A 21,466-nucleotide genomic window follows, 5' to 3' on the forward strand; every position below is an offset into this window, starting at 1 on the left:
CTCCTCTACCCTATGTTTCTCTGTAAATTGTTGTAATTCCTTTTCTTTCGTTTCTATAGCTTTTAGAAAGATTTATAGATGAACTAAGGAGAAGATGCCCTCTATTAAAAGAAAAAAGCACCAAAAAGATGCTTTTTTCTACGCTTCAACCGATTGATTTTCAACCACATTTTTAAATTTTCGTTTGTGCATCAAAGTTAAGGAAACGATCGTTCCAAGTGATAATACAACGATAAAAATCATGAGTATTCCTATGTTTTGCCACATGAAGTTAAAGTCTCCACTTGATACGACTGCTTTAAATCCTGATACAGAGTATGTCATCGGTAACCAAGCATGAAATGGTTGTAAAAACTTCGGAATCAACTCTAGTGGGAATGTTCCAGCACTTGTTGTAAGCTGTATAATTAATGTTATGATGGCGATAAAACGCCCTGCATCACCGAATGCTGTTACTAAACATTGAATTAATGCAATAAACGCTAAACTTGTAATGATGCTAAAGAGTATGAAGTATGGAATGCTTTGTACTTCTACACCCAATCCGAACAGTAATATGACATCTGCTACTATCGCTTGAATAATACCGACTGATAATAAAACACCGAACTTACTAATAAACCAGCTAAATCCTGATTTTGGAACGCCTACTGTATCACGTAATGGGTATACGATAGATAATAATAATGCCCCAACAAATAAACCGAGTGATAAGAAATACGGCGTAAATCCAGTTCCGTAGTTAGGAACTTCCGCCATTTTCTCTGTCTTCACTTTTACAGGACTTGCAAACATATCATACGTTTTATCTGTCCCTTTCACTTCCCCAGTTTTCTCTGCCCCTTCACCAAGTTTCTCAGCAAGTTCACCTGAACCATCGTTTACTTTCACTAGTCCATCAGTTACTTTTCCTGATCCGTTTGCTAGTTTATTTACGCCGTCGATTAGCTGGGTTGAGCCCGTTGACATTTTATTTAAGCCACCATTTAAAGTACCTAAGCCAATTGTTACTTGGCTTGAACCGTCTGCTAATTGCGTTATGCCACCTGTCATTTGGCTTGTTCCTACAGATAATGTACCCAAACCGCCGGTTACTTGGCTTGAGCCATCTACTAATTGATTTACTCCTGCAGATAATTGACCTAATCCTGCTGTCACCTTTCCTGATCCGCTTTGTAATTGCGTTACTCCATCAATTAATTGAACTGATCCATCTTTTAATTTATCGGCACCTATTTTTGCATTATCTAATCCCTCACCAAATCCATAAAACTTACTAACAAATTCATTTTGAGCATTTGTTAGTTTCTCAATACCATCTGCTAGAGTTTTTACTCCTTCTGAATTTGGTAATTTATTTTGCAATCCACTTGTTTTTTGATCTATTTCGCCTTTTAATTGTTTTACTTGTTCATTTAATTTATTTGTTCCACCTGCTACTCCGGCAGCTTTTTGCTGAACTGTCTCTGTACTTTTTACAGCACTTGTTATGAATGGTTGTAACTGCTCTTGATATTCTTTCGGTAAACTTTCAATTTGCTTTTGTAAATTCGCTACCTCTTGTGCTGCATTTTTGGCATCTCCTGCTGTTGATTGTGTAAGTTCATTTAACCGATTTACATTCGCCCCAGCTCCATCTATTTTCTCATTTACTGTATTTAATATAGAAGGAACTTTCGCCTGCATTTCCTCTAATCCTGCAGCAGACTTTTGTACATTACTATTTAAGTCTTGCAATCCCTTTTGAATCGCTTGAGAACCTTTCTCTAATTGACTTTGCCCTTCAACAAGTTTTCCCATACCATTTGATAGATTAGTTGTTCCTGTTTGTAATTCGCCGGATTTACTTACTAGTTTGTTCAAGCCACCAGTCACTTTCTCAGATCCATCACGCAATTCACCCGTTTTGCTATTTAACGTATTTAAACCGCCTGTTACTTTTCCGGAGCCATCTTGCAATTTCCCTATACCTGTCTGCATCTCACCTGTTTTACTATTTAACGTATTTAAACCCGCTGTCACTTTTCCGGAGCCATCTATTAATTTATTAGATCCGTCTGCTAATTTCTGAACTCCATCCTTCATCTCCCCAGACTTCCCTTGAAGCGTATGAAGACCGTCCGTCACTTTACTTGAACCATCATGCAATTCACTTGATCCGTCGTGTAGTTTACTTGCCCCTTCTGCTCCATCTGCTAATCCTTTTGAGACGTCTTTAATGGAATCAAACATTTTTTCTGCATATGTTTTCGTTAACGTGCTTGATACTTCACTTTTAATTTTTTCAATGGCTGTTCCGCCAATTTGTGAAGATAAGAAGTTTAAACTTTCGTTTGGAATGTACTCTAAGTTTAATGGCTTTGGATTGTCTTTTAGTAACGTTGTAGCGTTACTTGAGAAGTCAGCAGGAATACGAACCAACATGTAATACTTTCTACCTTCCATTCCTTTCTTCGCTTCTTTTTCACTTACGAACTCCCATTTAAAACTTTTATTATCTTTTAAATTATCAACGAGCCCTTTTCCAACCTCAATTGGTTTCCCATCAAATACTGCGCCTTTATCTAAATTGACTACTGCAACTGGTAAGTCATCTAACTGTTTATACGGATCCCAAAAGGCCCACAAAAACATCCCCGCATATAAAATCGGTACGAATAAAACCGCGATAATTGGAATTAATATTTTTTTACTTTTTATAATTTCCGTGAACTCTTTACGAAGTAACTGATTCCCTTTCATAATTTCTCCCCCTTTTATAAAATGACCAAAACGTTCATGCGGTCATTTTTACCCAAACAAAAAGGCTATACTTGTTCATACATATGCCTTATCCCCGAATTTATTACTATGCAACTTTTTCTCATTTTGATTATACTTTTTCTATATCCCCCCTTAAATTAAATATATGACCACATTGTTCATTTGGTCATTTTTTTATAAAATTAAAAGGATTATCTTAGTTTGACAATCCTTTTAGTAAATACAGTTCAAATAACTCTGCAATTTTTTCTTTTTCTAGCGGTTCATGATTTTTTTCCCAATCAAAAATAAGCGATACGTATAGACGAAGCATAATAAATGCTGTAATTTCTGGATCACATTTGCTAATTTCACCTTTTTCAATCGCAATCTTTAAATACGATTGAATAACAGAAACGATTTCCACATCAACTTGTTGCATGACTTCTTGTACTTCTTTCGTTCCCATATCGCGCTCTTCTTGAATTAATTTAATCATGAGCTGATGTTCTTTTCTAAATTCCAAGATGCTATATAATGCTCTATGTACATTTTCAAAAAATGAAACATCTGAACGAATTGCACTTTCTGCAACTTGCTTCATTTCTGTAATTAAATTAGAAATAATTTCACCAAATAGCTCTTCTTTATTTTTGAAAAAAGTATAAATCGTTCCTTTTCCTACATTCGCTAACTTCGCTACTTGATCCATCGTTGTTGCTTTATAACCGAACGCTGAAAAAGACTTTGTTGCAGCCTCAATAATAGAACGTTTTCGATCTATTGCCACATCATCACCTCCAAAAATGACCAATTGGATAATATAGTCAATCAGTACATCTTTGATATTACCACACGCTTACATTCTATACAAGTTCTCTTTTTTTATTATTTCCAGTATAAAAAATTTCAGTCAGTGTATATCATACTGTCCATAGTTTATCAGAAGAAAAGAGAAAAGGAAAAGGTGTTCTTGAGATATACATCTTAAGAACACCTTTTTATTATTTCAACATAGAAAGCATAACCTTCTCTAACTCTTCTTTATTTACATTCTTATCAAATACTGCTTCTCCTTGCTTCTCTAAACTATGATTAATAATGACAATTTGATATGCACTATCTTTCCCTTTTGCTGGAACAATCATCTTCATACCTTGTAAATTACTATCCGAGTGATCAGTAGCGTAGAATATTTGATTCCCTTCTAATTCGTACTGTTCAATATTTTCAGGCAAGATAAATTGGTGGCTAAATGTGTCTTTGCTTTCCCCAAAAACTTGTGATTGAGAAATTGCATAATTTCCTTTTCCGTTTTTATATTCTAAATTAATAATTAATTCAGGTCTTCTCTTAATAAAATAACTTACATTTTCATTCTTCAGATTGTATCCTTCAATTGTGTACGTCGGCTTCTTAATTTGAAAATCCACATGTTGCTGTGCTTCCTTTACCGTGTAATTTAAAGATTCGTATACTTTGTCATCAAATGGTTTTGCTTGATCATAAAGTGCATATAATTTGTCACGATCGGCTTTTGATAAACGCTCTTCTCTAAAAAATGTTGACTCGTAGTCAGAATCTCTCGGAGCCCCTTTTTTCTGTATATTAATAATTTCTTTAGATAATTTTATGTACTGCTGGAATTCATCTTTTGTTAAAGCCTTTTCAGCTAAATATATATAATCTGTCTTTTGTTCATACACTCTTGCTGAATAATGATATTCTTTTTTCGCATTTTCTTCTGTACCATACAGCATATCTATAGCATTTTGGAAAGCATCCTTTGACTGCTCTACTTTATCCTCTTGCTTTTCTTTCCCTTCCGTTGCGCGTGCGTTGAATAAAGAAAGGGATGCTATAGCAACTATAACAATAAATCCAAGTAAAGAAAGACGATACGATTTCTTTTGAAACTTTTTAATCATAACAATTCTCCTTTTTAGTGTTCGTTTATTTCTACTTAAATTTGCTAGGCTTGGTGCTTGATAGGAATAGTGTTCTAAAAGGGTAATAATTGTATGACCGTATGCAATTTGCTCCTCTTTATCTATAAAAGTAAGTGCATATGCATCACAGGCTAATTCTTGATCTTCTCGCATACAAAAATAGGCGTACCAAAGAATCGGATTGAACCAATTTAATAGGATTAAACTGTACATAATCCAATTTACAGCTACATCGTTTCTCTTAATATGAGCTAACTCATGGTAAAAGACATATTGTAATTGTTGTTCATTTAATACTTTCATATGTTTTTTTGATAGTAATACTTTCGGACGAAAGAAACTAAACACAGTTGGGCTCGCAATCTTTCCCGCTAGACGTAACGAAACTGCCTTCTTCATTTTCATAGATTGCTTACAGCGATTAAACACTGTAGCGACCTGTTCATCTGTAATATCCGGTTGTTTCTTTATGTAAGAATATAAACGTCTATTTGTAAGAAACGTGATGGCTGCTAATATGATTACCCCAGCTAGCCAAACATACAAAGCAAGTTTGTATAAAGAAAATATAGTCTGTTTTTCCGAACTGACTTTTACTTCCGGTTCGCTAGTTTTTGTCACCATTTTAGAATTTGATTCCAATTCCACTTTACGATCGCTTTCTATGTTCACTATATTCTCAGTAGAAGGCATATTTTTTGGAATAACTTCCGATACGCTAGAACTGTAAGAAAGTAATGAATAAATGCTATAAGAGCTGTCTGGTGACCATGGCAAAAGGAGTCTTATCATTAATATGATCCACAGCATATATTGCCACCGGGGCGTTAACTTATTTCTAAATAGAATTTTTATACATAAAATAAATCCAACTAATATGCTGGCCATAAGTGACGTTTCTATAAGCCAATCAAAAAAATGAGGAAGGTATACATTTATAAGCGTATCTATCATTTTTATCGATCCTTCCTCTTATTCTCCTCTGTCTTCTCATCTAAAATGCGTTTTAGTTCATTAATATCTTCTGAAGACAATTTTTCCTCTTTTAAAAAATTAACAAGTAATGGCTTAAACGCCGCGCCGCAAAAACGCTTTAGCAAAGATTTCGTTTCAACTTGCAAATAATTATCTTGTGATACTAGCGGATAATACGCGTACATACGCCCTTTATCTTGGTGGTAAGAAACGGCTTCTTTTTGTACTAACCGGTTAATTAATGTGCGGATTGTTTTCGGTTTCCAGTCCATTGCATCTTCCAGTTCTTCTATAATTTCATTCGCTGTTTGTGGAGAGCTCGACCAAAGTACTTTCATAATTTCTAATTCCGCTTCAGATATTTTAGGTAATTGATTTGTCATCGTATATTTCACTCCTCTGTATTACGTTTGTAATCTACAATTAAGATTACAAACGTAATACTTGATTGTCAACCATATTTTAGAAAAAATAATTTCAGTTAAACCTTACTTCACAACAACAAAATTCCTCTTTTTCAAATAATCAAATAAAAAAACAAGAAAATGTTTACAATTAATAGTAATATAGAAAATAGACAAGTTTATCAAAATAGTGGAGGCTTTTTTAGTCATGATGCGTGCGCTTCGTTTAAATATAAAGCAAGCTTTTTGTAATCGTGTTTCTTTAATTATTATGTTTAGTGGATTCGTTCTTATTTCCGTTTATCATTATTATTATGTAATTCGTTATTTAGGAGACGCTGCGAATGGTCCTATATCAACAGATATAAAATGGATCGGATTTCGCAACAATGAAATGGATGTTTATTTATTATTAATGCCAGTTATTGCGAGTTTCCCCTTTAGTACAAGTTACAATTCGGATAAGTCAGATGGTTTTAAACCGTTTGTAAGTAAAGGGATTTCTTTGTTCCCTTATTCAGTAACGAAATATATCGTTACATTCTTTTGTGGCGGATTTCTTTATACATTTCCATTCATCTTATCATTATTATTTTGCAAATTAACTATACCAGACGGAGAACCGACGGCTGGTTCAGGCATTATAAATGATAATGGGATGTTTGCAAACTTATATTACGAATCCCCTCTCACTTACATTACTGTATATATCGGAATTAATTTTTTATTTGCAGGTTTAATGGCCCTTTTAGGACTTGCTGCATCTGCGTGGTCACAAAAGGACTATATGGCGATTCTCTTCCCATTTGCAGTTGCCTCCATTCCATACGTCCTGCTAAATACAATATTCCCTACAATAGGCGGAGCGCCTTTTCATTTATATGACCCAAAACAACCATTGCACGGCATGTCACCGTATATTTTAACGATGCAATGCGCTTTCTTCCTTCTCGTTAGCTTATTCATGTACATACAAGGAGTAAAGCGCGATAAAAAGAAATATAGAAGAAGATTGCAAAAAAGAGATCGGTGTCGAAAAGCATTTCAAGTATAATAAAACCCTAATTTCCTTACTATACTGGAAATTAGGGTTTTATTTACTATTCACTTACGGTGTACCAGCCAATCCCCATAAAATAACGAACACTGCAAAATAAATCGCTTTAATACCTACAACTGAACATAATAAAATAATTGCATATTTACTTAATTCTCTTCTTGCACCTATTAAAGTGAAAATAACCGCCAAGCTAAAAGTTATATAAGAAGTTGCTGTATGTATTAAGTTATACGTAATATCTAGATTACTTGTAAGTCCTGTTATATCAGCTACAAACTGAAGCATGACGATCGTACTAAAAAAAATCGCTAGTTGATTCATAAATTTCCCATTAATTTGCGCCTGCATCGTCGCCCTCCTAAAGACTAAATATTCAATTAATTATATCGTCAGATTACAAAAAAAGGAATCCCCTCTTTATAATTGTATGAAGATGCAAAAACAAAAAAGAACGCTTAGTTACCTAAGCGTTCTCTCACTTTAAGAAGCCTTCTTCAAATCAATTTGAGCAAGTACTGGGTCGTGGTCACTTACACGTCCGTGCTCTTTCATAATGTTTGAGTTTAAGTGCACTGGATCTACAATTGTGTGCGGTGCGATGTTGTTTGTTACTAAAATATGATCTAACACTTGTGCATTTCCTTCGTGAATGTACGTGTAACGATTCTCTTTCGGCACTGTGTTTAACATATCTTTTAAGATTGTTCCCTCTAGTGCTTTTAGTGGTTTAGAGAATTCGAAATCGTTCATATCACCTAATACAACAACTGGTGCATTCGTATTCTTTTTCTGAATTCCTTGCACGAAATGATTTACTTCTTGTGCTAATTGAATTCGTTTTTCCTCACTCTTTAATACGATCGGTTGCACTTTTCCAAATGGCGTTGCATCTCCTAGTTTTGAGTTTAAGTGATTTGCAACGACAACAACGTTTTGTCCTTGGAACGTAAATTCTGCCGCTAACGGTTTACGTGTACTTTCAAATAATGGATTTTCGTCCCCAATACGAACAACATTTTTATCAAGTAACTTCGGTAACGTCGCTAATTTCACGCGTGATGGATTATAGAAGAAACCGACGCGAATATTCGCTCCTGGTGCTCCTCCGTCTTGATTGTTGTTTGGAGCAACTTCTACATACTCATACTTCGGTCCACGAATCTCTAGAACTGCATCAATGATACGTTTTGCGCTTAATGAAGCATCTGTTGTACCGTCATTAAGCGTTCCATTATTATCTTGCATTTCCTCTACACCGATAATATCTGGCATTTTTAAGTTGTATTTAATAGAGTACGCTAACGCTTTTACTTTTTCATCTGTTGTTTCTTTTTTATTCGCTGAGAAGTTTTCAATGTTATATGTAGCAACCGTTAACTTATCAAGACGAGGCTGAATATTCGCCCCTACTTGCTTAAATCCGCCGTCTACTACAGATGGTAATTCCGTTATTGGCGAAATGCGGAACGAACCGTAATCATATCCGACTACCCCTGTTATATCTCCAGTGAAAGTATCTCCTACTTTTGCTACATAATCGCGAGGTACTTTTACAGAAAGACGCTCTGGGTTTAATTGATTTTCATCTAACAAAGGTGTGCCATATTTCGTTACGACTTTATTTCCGCCATTTTCTACTGTTACATATAAATTCCCATTTTTCTGAGGTGCAATAATTTTTGGCGTTGGCATTGTAACGCGCATACCTTCTATACTTTCATAAAAGTCGATTGCATCTTCATTTGGATCAAATAAACCGAATGCATCATTATCGATAATTTGATCAGGGATTTTCACACCATTTTTTCCAAGTACAATCGGCGCTGGTAAAGTTTGATCTTTTGCGATTACAGCAACGCGACTCGCCTTAATTTCTGTCGTTGTTAAGTCGGTGTCAAACCTTTCTGCATATCCAGGTCCAACATATTCTTCTACTACTCCATCAACTTGAATAAGATCTCCTGCTGCTACATTCGCATCTTTTTTATATACGTAAATACCTTCTGAAGTAGCTGGATCATTATCTGGCTGATTATCTTCTATATAAAAGCCATTTTTATCAAGCGCTGTGACAACGCCTTCCACATTGTTTACTTTCTTCCCGTTGTAAGGAGACATATGTGATTTTCCTTGAATATCATGAATACGAACTGGTTCATTATTTACGATAATAAATGAAAATGTCGAAATCGCTGAAGAAGTAAGCCCTTCTTTTTCTGCGATTGCCTTCACTACACTATTTTCATTCACTACAATTTGTCCATTATAACGAACACTTTTATTTGTAGGATTAGAGCCATCTAACGTATAGTAGATTGTTGCTCCTTCTGTATTCGTCGTTAATGTTACCGCTGTTCCTTTAGCAACTTCCCCACCGTTCGGTGAAGCTACTACATCGCTAACACGGTTTTGTCCTTCACCTTGAAACTTATAAGCTGTTACTGATTTTAAACCTGGGTTACTAAAATATAATTCAAGAGTCCCAGTCAAGCTAACTTTCTTCCCGATATTTTCAGGATGATCTTTTACATTCACTGCCGTTCTCACATCACCTTTTGGCAACTGAACAGGCATGATTTTGTCTGGATTCATTTCGTTTGGTGAATCTGCAATTGCTACGTTTGTATCATCAAACTTAGCTGGATCCTTCGTGTATTTAGAAGAACTTTGCGTATATCCGACAATATACCCTTCCACAATCCCCTTCGCTTTCCCTTGCTGCTTAAATACTTGAATTGCTTTTTCTACTGACATAGAAGCAGTTTCTTCTGCTTGCGCTAAAGTTCCAGTAAATGAAAGCAATAGCAAGAATGATAAAAAGATACTTAACAATTTCTTCACAGCCATTTTCCTCTCCCTATTTCATATTTTCTCAGCATTTCTATCATAACAAATGATTCGCTATATAGAACTATGTTTCGACAAGTTTTACAAAAAATTAATCTCAGCTATAAGTTTAAAACAAAAAATTACTTACGTTAAAAACAGATGGAATATGGACAGTACAAACACCTATTTTCCAATAAAAAACTCCCACTTCATTAAGGAAGTAGGAGTCTTTTATACATTTAAAGCTTCTCGTTCACATTTTACTATTTTTTCAATATGTGCCAGCACACGTTTCGCTGCCAACTCACCTTGATCAATACAGTCTGGAAGTCCAGCACCAGCATAGGAGCTACCTGCCAAGTATACACCTGGCAACTCTTTCTCCATAAATGTTGTAAGCTTCTTCATTCGCTCGTTATGGCCTACAGTATATTGAGGCATCGCTTCTTTCCAGCGACTTACGATTGTAAACTCTGGATCCTCTGTAATGTCCATCGTCTTTTGTAAATCTTCTAGTACAAGCTCCACGAGTTCTTCTTCAGTTTGTTCTACAACCGCTTCATCACCAGCACGCCCAACGTAACAGCGAAGGAGTGTCTTTCCTTCTGGCGTTGTATGTGGCCATTTTTTATGCGTCCATGTACATGCTGTAATCGTGTAATCACTATTTCGTGATACGACAAATCCTGTACCATCAATATCGCGCTGGATTGCGGATTTTTGGAAAGCAAGTGCCACATTCGCAACGGATGTGGCTGGAATGTTACGGAAGAAACGAAACTGCTTGTACTGAGCAAACATGGACGGCAATACTTTATGCGAAGTTGCCACTACGATGGCGTCCGCTTCTATTTCTTTTCCATTACTAAGAGTAATCGTATAGTCATCACCCTGTTTTGCAACTTTTTCGATGCGGGTTCCCTTTATTATCGTACCTTCATGCATCTTTGCTTCGAGAGATTCTACGATAGATTCTAAACCTGTTTTCACTGTTTGGAAGATTCCCTTTTTCGGTTCAGCTTTCTCTTTTTTCGGAGCGAGCGTACGCATACCGAGCGAAATACTACGATGCTTCTGCTCAATTTGATACATTTGCGGGAATGTTGACATTAAGCTCATTTCATCAATATCCCCTGCATAAATACCCGATAGTAATGGTTCGATTAAGTTTTCAACCACTTCATTTCCGAGGCGATGTCTGAAAAACTGCCCGAGTGATTGGTCAGATACTGGCTTTGATCTCGGCATTAACAGATCAAAACCAGCTCTTAATTTACCAATTGGGGAGAATAACCCGGAAAATAGAAACGGAGTAATTTGCGTTGGAATTCCCATCATTGATCCGCTCGGCATTTTATGTAACCGATTGTTTACGAGGATAAATGATTGACCAGTCGTATTTTCTACAATTTCATCGCCAAGACCTAATTCTCTCACTAATCTAGCTGCACTTTCTTTTCGTGCTAAGAAAGAATCTGGTCCGCGTTCAATTGTAAATCCATTTTTTCGAACGGTTTGAATTTTTCCGCCAAGTTTACCCGATGCTTCTATAAGTAATGTATCAATCGGCAAGTTTTTTTCATGAATATTTTTTTGTAAGTTATACATTGCTGTTAATCCAGTGATGCCTCCGCCGACGATCACAACTTTTTTCCTCAAGCAGGCTCCCCCTTTCTTCTTACAGTACAGATTCTTTTTTCTTTAATACAACATCTGTTAAGCAATCAATAAATGCGTCCGATGCATTTGGCATTTCTGGACGATAATATTTCGCGCCAATTTCATCCGTTACAACTTTACACTCAAAGTCGTTGTCATATAAAACTTCTAAATGTTCAGCAACAAATCCAACTGGTGCATATACGAATGAACTGTATCCGTGCTTTTCATTTAGTTCTCTCGTTAAATCTTGTACATCTGGACCAATCCAAGGATCTGGTGTGTTTCCTGCACTTTGCCAGCCAACTGCATAGTTTGCTACTTCAGCGCCACGCGCGATGTAATCAGCTGTTTCATTTAATTGATCTGGATATGGATCGCCCATTGCAATAATTTTCTCTGGTAGGCTGTGTGCAGATACGATTAGTACTGCTTTTTCACGCTCTGCGTCTGACATGCCGTTATATATACCTTTCACTGCATCAACCCAGTACTGGATAAATTTCGGCTCTTTATACCAACTATCGATGCCGTGAATTGTTAAGTTTCCAAGTTTCTCAGCTTCTTCTTGTGCTCGTCCGACGTATGATTTCACGCTAAACGTAGAATAGTGAGGCGCAAGAACAAGTGCGATTGCATCTTGTATTCCATCGTTATGCATATCTTTCACCGCATCTTCAATAAACGGTTCAATATGTTTTAAGCCAAGATACATATGGTACTCTACTTCATCTTGCACTTCATTTAAACGCTTCTCTAACTTCTTAGCTTGCTCTAATGTAATAGTAGCTAAAGGAGAAATACCACCAATTGCACGGTAACGCTCTGTTAAATCTTCCAGCATTTCAGGACTTGGTTTTCTTCCTCTGCGAATATGTGTATAGTAACGTTCAATATCTTCTTCTTTATATGGCGTTCCGTATGCCATTACAAGCAAACCAATTTTCTTTTTCATACAGCAATTCTCCTTTACTTCGCTAACTGCCCTTTAGAGTATTCATGAATAAATGTAGTTAAACGTTTTAATGTATCTGGATTTACTTCTGGGAATACACCGTGACCTAAGTTAAAGATATAACCAGGCTGCTTCATCCCTTGATCCAAAATACCTTTTACATGCTCTTCAATAACAGACCATGGCGCAAGTAAGAACGAAGGGTCCATATTTCCTTGTACCGCCTTATGAACGCCGCGTGCGCGTGCTTCTTCAATTGGTAAACGCCAGTCTAAACCGACTACATCAAGCGGTAAGTCGTGCCACTCATTCACTAAGTGTGCAGCTCCTACGCCGTGCATAATCATCGGTACACCCATAGGGCGAACTTCTGCAAAAATACGTTCCATTGCTGGTTTAATAAATACGCGGTAATCTGCTACATTTACTGTTCCAACCCATGAATCGAAAATTTGAACTGCTTTTGCTCCTGCGTTAATTTGCGCTTTTAAATATGTAATAACCATATCTGCTAACTTATCCATTAAAGCGAACCAAGCTTTCGGCTCTGCATACATGAACGCTTTCGTATTATGGTAGTTACGAGATGGACCCCCTTCAATCATATAGCTCGCTAATGTAAATGGAGCTCCTGAAAAACCGATTAACGGTACGTCTAACATTTCTGTCGTTAATAAACGAATTGTATCTAGTATGTACGGTACGTCATCTTCCGGATTGATTTCCCCTAGTTTTTCTACGTCTTGTAAAGAACGGATTGGGTTATCAATAACTGGGCCAATACCTGATTTAATTTCTACATCCACACCAATTGCAGGTAGTGGTGACATAATATCTTTATAAAGAATTGCTGCGTCTACGTTATATTGATCAACCGGCAATTTTGTAACGTAAGCACATAACTCTGGATTGTGTGTAATTTCAAATAAAGAATACTTTTCTTTAATCTTTCTATATTCCGGCTGTGAACGACCTGCTTGACGCATATACCATGCTGGCACATACTCTGTACGTTCCCCCCTACATGCTTTTAAAAATGTCTCATTTATAGTTCTTACCAAGACCCTTGCTCCCTTCCTTACCAATGCTTCGAATACGTTCGATATTTATCTTTTTTTACTATACATCTTGTAAAAACAAAATGCATAATATTATGGACGTTGTTCATTAAATTGACACAAACATTCGTAAAAACGCTTACCATTTTCGCAACATTCTTATTATAACACAGAGAAAAACTATGGTTTAGCTACTTTTGACTTTTCTCCTTCGCGATTCGTTTGTGTATTATACGGTACAACGTAAAAGCTCGGTTTTGAAAATATGTTAACGAACTTTTCCTCATATTCTCCAGCACCGTTTACAGTGCTAACATGCGTATGAATTCCATTTTCCACTCTATAGATTCGGTACATAATTCTGTTATCTGGAAGTGGCGTCCAGCTTAATTTTGCTTTAAATAAACCGACAGGGCTAAATGATAGTTTCATTTTTACATCTTCAATTCTGCGCAGCCGAATCGGAGCACCGATTGTTTCCACACCTTCAGGCTTCATAAACCTCTCTTTATGTTCTACATTAGCCTTCGTTAAAATTTTCTTAAACAATTTTGTCGCAGATGCACTTTCTCCTTGTAACTGATGCTCCTTATCCGTGCGGTCATAACCAATCCAAACAGCGCCTACTAAGTTCGGTGTATAGCCGACGAACCACATATCTCTTGCTCCCTTATCGTCATTTGGCAATGAAGTTGTACCCGTTTTCCCAGCTAACGCACCGTTATATACACCAACTCTCGCTGTCCCTTCCTTCACAACTCCTTCTAACATTTTCGTCATATACCATGCCGTCTGCTTCGAGAAAATTTTCGTTTCTACTTTCGGCGATTCCCCAATGACTGCACCGTGTCTATTTAATACTTTATCAATAACGTGCGGCTCAATAATATTGCCATTTGCTAAAAATGAACGATACATTTTTACAAGATCAAATGTTGAAACGCCATTTTTTAGCCCGCCAAGCGCTGTACTTAAACCAGCGTCTGCAATATGGACATTTCCTTTTTCTAAATATTGCTTCCCTTCTTCTACCCCTAACTCATTTAATAAAGAAACTGCCGGTACGTTTGCCGACTCTAAAATCGCATCATACATCGTCATTTCTTTTGAATACTGATGATTATAATTTCGAGGTTCATACCCTTCAAAAGAATTTCTTGCATTTGTTAATAAAGAATATGGATTATACTTTTTCGTTTCTAGTGCTGGTGCATAAACGATAAGTGGTTTTAAAACAGAGCCTGGCTGTCTTTTTGCAAAAACACGATTAAATCCTCTCGGGACGTACTTTCTTCCACCAATCGCCGCTTTGATCCCGCCCGTACGATTATCCATTAATAAAAATGCACCTTGCGCCCCCTCTTCTTTCCCAGGAAAATTCCTTGTATCTTGAAATTGGTTATACGCTACCTTTTGAATTTTTTCATCCATCGGTACAACAAACGTATATCCTCCGCGAAGTACTTCTTGATGAGACAACCCATATAAACGAGCTGCTTCATCTATAACCATATCAATATACGGCATATATGCGAGCTCATTCTCATCTAAGTTTTTATATAGAGCAATTGTCTTCCCTTGATAACGAACGCTTTCTTCTGCAGTCAAATAGCCTTGTTTATGCATAAGTGACAACACGAGATCGCGGCGCTCCTTACTCTTCTCTGCAGAATAGTACGGTGAATATCCGTTTGGTGACTTCGGAAGACCTGCAAGCATTGCCCCTTCTTCTACTGTTAAATCCTCAACATTTTTATTAAAATACAACTTTGCTGCCGCTTGAATACCGTAAGCTCCATGGCCAAAATAAATATGATTCATATACATTTCAAGAATTTGTTGCTTCGTATATTTTTGCTCTAGTTGAAGGGAAATTGCGACTTCCTTCAATTTGCGCGTAAATGTTTTTTCACGCGTCAAAAAGACATTTTTAGCGAGTTGCTGCGTAATGGTACTACCGCCTTCTACCTTTTCACCAGCTAATGTATCTTTATAAAGAGCCCGAAATATAGATGGATAATCAATTCCTTGATGTTCATAAAAACGAGAATCTTCCACAGCAACAAACGCCTGCTGCACATATTTCGGTATTTGCTCGACTGGTACGAGCTCTCTATTTTCTACGTATAATTTCGTAATTTCTTTCCCTTTCTGGTCAACGATACGTGATGAAGAGTGGAAAACAAGCTGCTTTTCATCCATCATATAGCCACCAGCTAACACGATAAGTTTATAGAGTACAATCGCTACTACAAACGTTGCGACGCCACCTAATAAAGTCCACTTTACTTTCTTCATACATCGTCCTTCTTTCCAAATGATGGTACATTTATTATTTGAAAAAGAAGTATCTTTATGTATATAATCTTCGAAGTTTTTTAAGAGAGTTGATATAATAGAAACAAACTATTAAGGGGGCATTAAAATGAAGGCTATTATTTCATACGAAACACCTCTAGAACAATCACATTTCACTGCAAAAAATGATGAAAAAAATATGTTTTATAAAGAAAATACAGAAGAATCTGTAGAAGGCTCACTTAAGTATGACGTACTAGATGCTGTCGGTGAATTTAAAGGACAACCTGGATATATCGTTTGTAACAACATTTCTGTCACAGACGAAGGTCGCCCAGTATTTGAAAACCGCTTTAAAAACCGCGCAGGCCTTATCGAAAACGAACCAGGATTCCAAGCGATCCGCGTTCTTCGCCCATTAAGTAACGATACATATGTCATCTTAACGATGTGGGAAACAGAGCAAAACTTTAAAGACTGGACAGAATCACGTTCATTCGAAAATGCTCATAAGAAACGTCCTGCACAAGCAGAGGGACAAGCTCAAGCGCATCCACATGCAGAACAGCAAAAGAGTATTTTCTCTCGTCCTTCTTTTGTGACTACTTTTGATGTATTAGTTTAAATTTTTGGTTCAACGACCACGAAACAAAAAAGGAAACACCATTACGCAACGGTGTTTCCTTTTTCTTTGTACCAATTATATATACGAAGCGAATCTTTTTTTCTCATATGCTTCACTTCATAACCGCGCCCAGCTACCGCCACAAGAGTTGTACATAATTCATCTTTTCTTTGAAAATACGATTGATTATAACCTACTGCTTGAATATGTCTTCTTCGCATGATCCCTGTATATTTCGAAAAATCACGATACACGACCATTAGTTGATTTTCTCTTAATTCATAACCGCCACTTTTATATCTAGCATACGCAAGTAACGAAAATACGATAAATAACGGTAAAATAACAAACAACGCAATATATTGTTTAAAATATATACTCACGCTGACAATTGGAACTGTGAGTATGCTACTTACTAACCAGCCCATAATGAAATAACGACGCAACGCTGTTTTTGGTAAGTGAACGATCTCCGCTTCAATTTCATAAGGCAACTCTAAATATGTGAGCAGTTGCTGTACATCTTTTTTCTTCATAAAAGGATGTAGCATCACGTCATTACTTGCTGCTCCAATACTGTGAATTGCTTCCACTTTAACAGCACAATAACCAAACGGCTGGCGAAGCATACCTTCTTTCACAGTAATCGCTTGAATACGGTGCAATTTTAAGACAAACTCTTTCTTTTCAAATAACCCTTGAACGATACGAATCTCGTCCCCTTTTCGCTCAATTTTAAAGTTTGCATATTTCAGCACATATCCAGCCGTGGAAATAATCCATGAAATCGCCATTAAAATTAATGCAATTACAATTATTTTATAAACACCGTTCCCCATCACATACGCTTCTACTTTACTTGTGAACCCTTCAGGAAGAACAAAATCAAACTTTGTGTAAAGAAGTACTAGTCCCGAAAACACTAGTCCGAACCGACCAGATGTAATCGCAGCTGCTAAAACCTCTTTCGCCGTTAACTGATAAACCGTCTTACTTTCTTCCTCTTCTACTTCTTCTTTTACAGTAGTTTCTTTCTTATGTAATAAAGAGATTAAATATTTTGCATCGTCTTCTTTAATACCAGCCAACATCACTTCTGGTTCATTACCACCGCCCGCTACTTCTATATTTAGCTTCATAAGTCCGAGCATTTGATAAATGACGTTTGAAGATGTACTAATATTTTGCACACGCTCTTTATTTAAATAGCTTTCCTTCTTTACAAAAACACCGTGCTTTATATGTAAAATATTATTCTCAATCCAGTACACTTTAAAATACCATTTAATTGCTGAAAAAATAGCCATGATGAATAAAACAACCAGAAGGAAAAGATAAAATAAATACCAAGGTTCCACTTGTTCATCAGGTTTAAATAAAACAAGAATAATAAGTGGCAACAAACTCGCAACCCTAATACCTAACAATATCGTGATCGGATGTTGCCTCTTATACATCCTCATCACTCACTTTCGCAAGTTCTCCAATTTGTCTTTTCAGCTGTTCTGCTTCTTCTTTCGTTAAACCTGGAATACTATGAGAAGTTGCTGCTGTTGAAATATGTAATTCTGCTAAATTATACTTTCTCATAATCGGCCCTTGCTCAATCGTTACGTGCTGCACACGGATCATCGGAATAAGTACGCGTTCTACAACGAACATTCCCTTTTGAATTTCAATCTCTTCTTCATTTAATCGGTAACTATAATAGCGCTGACGTAAATTTGGAAATACGAAATAATCAAGTGGGATAAATGTAATAGCGCCAGTTACTAACAATCCAAACAACCAGCCCCACCAGTTAAAGTTAATCATAAAAAAGAAATACGCAATTACGACTGTTAGTATAACTGCCGCTCCAATTAAAGCGTGAATCCTCCACACTTTCAGCATATTAGAATGAATCTCCCTTTCTAACGGCTGCATCTCATCACTCCAATTCTATGAATTTATTACTTATATATTATCAAAAAATAAGGTTTTATATACATTTTTGTAAATTTATAGTCAAATAAAAATATATGAATCAAAAGCATGTTAAAGAAAAACATACCTCAGCTTTGAAAATTATATATTATAAATATGAATTATATTGAACTAAAATAAACCTTACATGATTCATGCAAGGTTTATCTTTTTATACACAATATATTTCATTATTGTTGAGATATACTAGCATCGCTTTCAATTCGCTTTTCTTTTTGGCTCAGTTTTTTATCTTTAGATTTTTTTAATGTTAAAGTCATGCCAATAAAAATAAAAAGAATTCCTGTTATTTGCATTAAAGTTGGACGGAATCCAGTAAGTACAGTATCTAATAATATTGCCACTGCTGGATCTAAAAAAACTAATATTGAGATTGTTTTTGTAGATAAATGGCGTAAACTATCAAAAAACAGATAATACACTATCCCTGTATGAATAAAACCAGTAGCTATAATATATGTCCAATTACTTTGAGTGAGGCCACTAAAAGCATCTAAATCTATAAATGGTATTAAAAGAAATATCCCCAATAATGTTTGTAAAAATGTCATTGCATACGCACTCATTTTATTAATCCCTTTACCAAATAAAGTTGTAAATGCATAAAAGAGAGCTGCAAGAAATCCCCATATCATACCTGAAGACATTAATGAACCGAAAGAGAAGCTTCCATCGATACCAGCAATTAATAAAGCTCCTGCAAAACACACAATTATTGAAATGATAGATATTAATGTTAATTTTTCTTTAAAAACGATACTTCCAACTAACAGTACAATTACTGGTGCAAGATGATAAACTGAGATAGCAATTGTAACTGACATATTTTCAAAGGCTTTAAATAAGAAAACCCAATTAAATACTAAGAAAAAGCCACATATTAAAACTTGAATAACTTCTTTTCGTTCCCATTTATCTTGTTTATATTGCCCTGTAAGCAACCAGCATACACTTAAAAATATTGTCGCAAAAATACACCTTACAAACACTAATTCAAACGAAGGTAAGTTTGTTTGAACCGAAAAAAATCCAACTGATCCAAAGATAACCATTGATGCTATCATCTTTAAAGCCGGTACCGTTTTCTCTTGCTTAAAACTTTTTTGAAGCAAATTAATCCCCCTCCAATAAAAAATCGGTTTATAGTGAGAAAAACACCAGCCTAAAAAAGGACAGGTGCTTTTCCTCAAAAACACTCAATTACAAGTTTTTCCCAGCAGTCCAACCACCATCAATTACAAAATTAGAACCAGTAATAAAGCGGGCCTGATCAGAAATCAAGTACTCAATACAGGAAACAATATCCTGCGGCAACCCCCAAGTATCTAAAGATTGATTACTTTTTATCATAGACATCAAGGCTTTATTACTAAAGTATTCTTCTGTAAGTTCAGTTCTAATAACACCGGGAGAAATGCTATTTACTCTTATATTTTGCTTCCCAAATTCCATAGCCATCTGTTTAGTCAATCCGATTAAGGCATGCTTTGATGCCACATAAGCAGCTCGCTCTGGTTCAGCCATTAATCCAGAAACCGATGCTATATTCACAATACAACCTTTTATTTTTGATTCACACCATCGCTTCGCTACTTCCCTAGAAAGGATAAATGGGGCTACTAAATTTACATCAATTACTTTTTTAAACATATCATCGGATAAATTTAAAACAGGTGTTATCTCTCGAATACCAGCAGCATTTATTAATATATCAGGAGAAAGCTTTTCTAAATCTAATTGAGTAAAAAGATTATGAATCGCTTCACTATTACTTAAATCAATTTGCACTACTTTCAAAGGTATATCTGTTTTCATATAATCTATTAAGTTATTATTATTAATATCAAGAGCTATTACATGAAATGATTTTTCTAAAAAGTATTTTATACAAGCATGACCTATACCACTATTGGCTCCAGAAATCATAATTATTTTATTCTCTCTCATTTTGTCTCCTTATAAGAAAATGTTACTAACAAAATGTCACGAAAAGCCTCAGTACTACATTCTGTTCCAAGTGGCGTTACGGCATGGAAGACCTTTTGTCCAAATACTAAAGTTTCTAAAGGATCCTTCAAACTTATAAACTGATTAATTTCCCGAGGAGAATTAGCTATTAAATTATCTCCGCCAATGGCTGTATTACTTAAATTCATAAGGTGTAAAAACACTACTGGTTCATCATCTTTATGTAACCAAATAGGCGAACTAAAAGATGGTCTTTCTTTAGTAGCTTTATACCTTACTTGATGTAACCCTATAATTAAATCTTTACTTGTATCTATTATATTTGTATTAAATGCAAATTCAGTATCGAAACGCACGATATTTTGAATTAAAGGATTATATAAAAAACTATCATTTATACTATTGAATTGTCTAACTTTCCCGCCATCATCATAATTATATTCTTTAGACTGGAAGTAATCATTACTATTATCTAAAATATAATCTGGTGAATCAACATACTTTATATACCTTGAATAAGATCTAGCACGGCATTCACCGTACGCATCATCTTCCAAATTATAATAATCTAACTGTGCTTGTGTTAATAAACGATGATTCTCTTCCTCTTGTAAAAAGATTTCATTTGAGATTTCAAGGAATCCTTTAGATTCAAATTCATGTACCTTTTCTTCTATGCTAAAGCCTCTCATTTTACTAAGAACAAACGTCATTATAAAAACCTCCACACTATTGTATTTTTCTTTCTCACCCTATGTTAGAAATGCAATACGTAACCGAGATTCTTGCTTAATAAAATTTAAAATTATGATATTCAATTAATACACCAAATGAAATATATGTAATCCATTAAAACTATTTCTTAAGCAATATTATATATCCTTTTGGTTATTTTTTCTAATTATCTGAAGATTTATCAACATTAGTCTTAATATTCGAAATTAAGGAAATGTATTTT

17 protein-coding genes are annotated in these 21,466 nt (G+C 35.6%); 2 read left to right on the top strand and 15 right to left on the bottom strand.

The window, feature by feature from the left end:
• Positions 1-138 precede the first annotated feature (138 nt).
• The 4 genes from COK05_RS13290 to COK05_RS13305 form a co-directional block, all read right to left on the bottom strand.
• Positions 139-2,742 carry a YhgE/Pip domain-containing protein gene (locus COK05_RS13290; protein ID WP_098612931.1) on the bottom strand — a complete coding sequence of 868 codons (2,604 nt, stop codon included), beginning with the start codon at positions 2,740-2,742 and terminating at the stop codon, positions 139-141.
• Between the two features lie 217 nt (positions 2,743-2,959).
• Entirely contained in the window at positions 2,960-3,532 is a 573-nt protein-coding gene (locus COK05_RS13295) for a TetR/AcrR family transcriptional regulator (protein WP_000963381.1), read from the bottom strand.
• A 214-nt stretch (positions 3,533-3,746) separates the two neighbouring features.
• The gene (locus COK05_RS13300; protein WP_098612932.1) at positions 3,747-5,645 is read right to left on the bottom strand and encodes a M56 family metallopeptidase; all 1,899 of its coding nucleotides are present in this window, start codon (positions 5,643-5,645) and stop codon (positions 3,747-3,749) included.
• Positions 5,646-5,647: 2 nt separating this feature from the next.
• Complete coding sequence (locus COK05_RS13305) at positions 5,648-6,049, bottom strand: BlaI/MecI/CopY family transcriptional regulator (RefSeq protein WP_000184509.1); 402 nt, start codon at positions 6,047-6,049, stop codon at positions 5,648-5,650.
• A 229-nt stretch (positions 6,050-6,278) separates the two neighbouring features.
• Between COK05_RS13305 and COK05_RS13310 the strand changes: the two genes are divergently transcribed.
• On the top strand, positions 6,279-7,124 hold the full coding sequence (locus COK05_RS13310; RefSeq protein ID WP_098612933.1) for a hypothetical protein: 846 nt from the start codon (positions 6,279-6,281) through the stop codon (positions 7,122-7,124).
• Positions 7,125-7,178: 54 nt separating this feature from the next.
• On the opposite strand, the gene COK05_RS13315 is transcribed toward COK05_RS13310, so the two are convergent.
• The 6 genes from COK05_RS13315 to COK05_RS13345 form a co-directional block, all read right to left on the bottom strand.
• On the bottom strand, positions 7,179-7,478 hold the full coding sequence (locus COK05_RS13315) for a hypothetical protein (protein WP_141539077.1): 300 nt from the start codon (positions 7,476-7,478) through the stop codon (positions 7,179-7,181).
• A 132-nt stretch (positions 7,479-7,610) separates the two neighbouring features.
• Positions 7,611-9,977: a DUF6359 domain-containing protein gene (locus COK05_RS13320; protein ID WP_098612934.1), complete on the bottom strand. Its 2,367-nt coding sequence runs from the start codon at positions 9,975-9,977 to the stop codon at positions 7,611-7,613.
• 213 nt (positions 9,978-10,190) lie between these two features.
• Positions 10,191-11,618: a protoporphyrinogen oxidase gene (hemY, locus tag COK05_RS13330; protein ID WP_098612935.1), complete on the bottom strand. Its 1,428-nt coding sequence runs from the start codon at positions 11,616-11,618 to the stop codon at positions 10,191-10,193.
• Between the two features lie 19 nt (positions 11,619-11,637).
• A complete protein-coding gene (gene hemH, locus COK05_RS13335; protein ID WP_098612936.1) occupies positions 11,638-12,573 on the bottom strand; it encodes a ferrochelatase in 936 nt (311 codons plus the stop codon).
• A gap of 14 nt (positions 12,574-12,587) precedes the next feature.
• A complete protein-coding gene (gene hemE / locus COK05_RS13340) occupies positions 12,588-13,634 on the bottom strand; it encodes a uroporphyrinogen decarboxylase (RefSeq protein WP_098612937.1) in 1,047 nt (348 codons plus the stop codon).
• A 177-nt stretch (positions 13,635-13,811) separates the two neighbouring features.
• Complete coding sequence (locus COK05_RS13345; protein WP_098612938.1) at positions 13,812-15,929, bottom strand: transglycosylase domain-containing protein; 2,118 nt, start codon at positions 15,927-15,929, stop codon at positions 13,812-13,814.
• Positions 15,930-16,056: 127 nt separating this feature from the next.
• Here COK05_RS13345 and hmoB point away from each other — a divergent pair, with 127 nt between their 5' ends.
• Positions 16,057-16,554 carry a heme-degrading monooxygenase HmoB gene (gene hmoB / locus COK05_RS13350; protein ID WP_098612939.1) on the top strand — a complete coding sequence of 166 codons (498 nt, stop codon included), beginning with the start codon at positions 16,057-16,059 and terminating at the stop codon, positions 16,552-16,554.
• A 41-nt stretch (positions 16,555-16,595) separates the two neighbouring features.
• Here hmoB and COK05_RS13355 read toward each other — a convergent pair whose 3' ends face one another.
• From COK05_RS13355 to COK05_RS13375, 5 genes are all read right to left on the bottom strand, one after another.
• Positions 16,596-18,011: a PH domain-containing protein gene (locus COK05_RS13355; protein WP_098612940.1), complete on the bottom strand. Its 1,416-nt coding sequence runs from the start codon at positions 18,009-18,011 to the stop codon at positions 16,596-16,598.
• Positions 18,004-18,480, bottom strand: a complete 477-nt coding sequence (locus tag COK05_RS13360; protein ID WP_001182720.1) for a PH domain-containing protein — start codon at positions 18,478-18,480, stop codon at positions 18,004-18,006. The genes COK05_RS13355 and COK05_RS13360 overlap by 8 nt, the downstream gene beginning before the upstream one ends.
• Positions 18,481-18,710: 230 nt before the next feature.
• Positions 18,711-19,652 (bottom strand): DMT family transporter, encoded by a 942-nt coding sequence (locus COK05_RS13365; RefSeq protein WP_098612941.1) that lies wholly within the window; start codon positions 19,650-19,652, stop codon positions 18,711-18,713.
• A gap of 88 nt (positions 19,653-19,740) precedes the next feature.
• A complete protein-coding gene (locus tag COK05_RS13370) occupies positions 19,741-20,487 on the bottom strand; it encodes an SDR family NAD(P)-dependent oxidoreductase (RefSeq protein ID WP_141539078.1) in 747 nt (248 codons plus the stop codon).
• Entirely contained in the window at positions 20,484-21,221 is a 738-nt protein-coding gene (locus COK05_RS13375) for a 2OG-Fe dioxygenase family protein (RefSeq protein ID WP_141539079.1), read from the bottom strand. Before COK05_RS13375 ends, COK05_RS13370 begins: the two co-directional genes overlap by 4 nt.
• Positions 21,222-21,466: the final 245 nt, after the last annotated feature.

The sequence above is a fragment of the Bacillus cereus genome (genome assembly GCF_002567495.1).
GTDB lineage: Bacteria > Bacillota > Bacilli > Bacillales > Bacillaceae_G > Bacillus_A > Bacillus_A cereus_AQ.

Excerpts from the sequence above, each read along its gene's own strand:
- COK05_RS13290 (WP_098612931.1), bottom strand. The coding sequence starts at position 2,742 with ATGAAAGGGAATCAGTTACTTCGTAAAGAGTTCACGGAAATTATAAAA.
- COK05_RS13300 (WP_098612932.1), bottom strand. The coding sequence starts at position 5,645 with ATGATAGATACGCTTATAAATGTATACCTTCCTCATTTTTTTGATTGG.
- COK05_RS13305 (WP_000184509.1), bottom strand. The coding sequence starts at position 6,049 with ATGACAAATCAATTACCTAAAATATCTGAAGCGGAATTAGAAATTATG.
- COK05_RS13310 (WP_098612933.1), top strand. The coding sequence starts at position 6,279 with ATGATGCGTGCGCTTCGTTTAAATATAAAGCAAGCTTTTTGTAATCGT.
- COK05_RS13315 (WP_141539077.1), bottom strand. The coding sequence starts at position 7,478 with ATGCAGGCGCAAATTAATGGGAAATTTATGAATCAACTAGCGATTTTT.
- COK05_RS13320 (WP_098612934.1), bottom strand. The coding sequence starts at position 9,977 with ATGGCTGTGAAGAAATTGTTAAGTATCTTTTTATCATTCTTGCTATTG.
- hemH (WP_098612936.1), bottom strand. The coding sequence starts at position 12,573 with ATGAAAAAGAAAATTGGTTTGCTTGTAATGGCATACGGAACGCCATAT.
- COK05_RS13345 (WP_098612938.1), bottom strand. The coding sequence starts at position 15,929 with ATGAAGAAAGTAAAGTGGACTTTATTAGGTGGCGTCGCAACGTTTGTA.
- hmoB (WP_098612939.1), top strand. The coding sequence starts at position 16,057 with ATGAAGGCTATTATTTCATACGAAACACCTCTAGAACAATCACATTTC.
- COK05_RS13355 (WP_098612940.1), bottom strand. The coding sequence starts at position 18,011 with ATGTATAAGAGGCAACATCCGATCACGATATTGTTAGGTATTAGGGTT.
- COK05_RS13360 (WP_001182720.1), bottom strand. The coding sequence starts at position 18,480 with ATGCAGCCGTTAGAAAGGGAGATTCATTCTAATATGCTGAAAGTGTGG.
- COK05_RS13370 (WP_141539078.1), bottom strand. The coding sequence starts at position 20,487 with ATGAGAGAGAATAAAATAATTATGATTTCTGGAGCCAATAGTGGTATA.
- COK05_RS13375 (WP_141539079.1), bottom strand. The coding sequence starts at position 21,221 with ATGACGTTTGTTCTTAGTAAAATGAGAGGCTTTAGCATAGAAGAAAAG.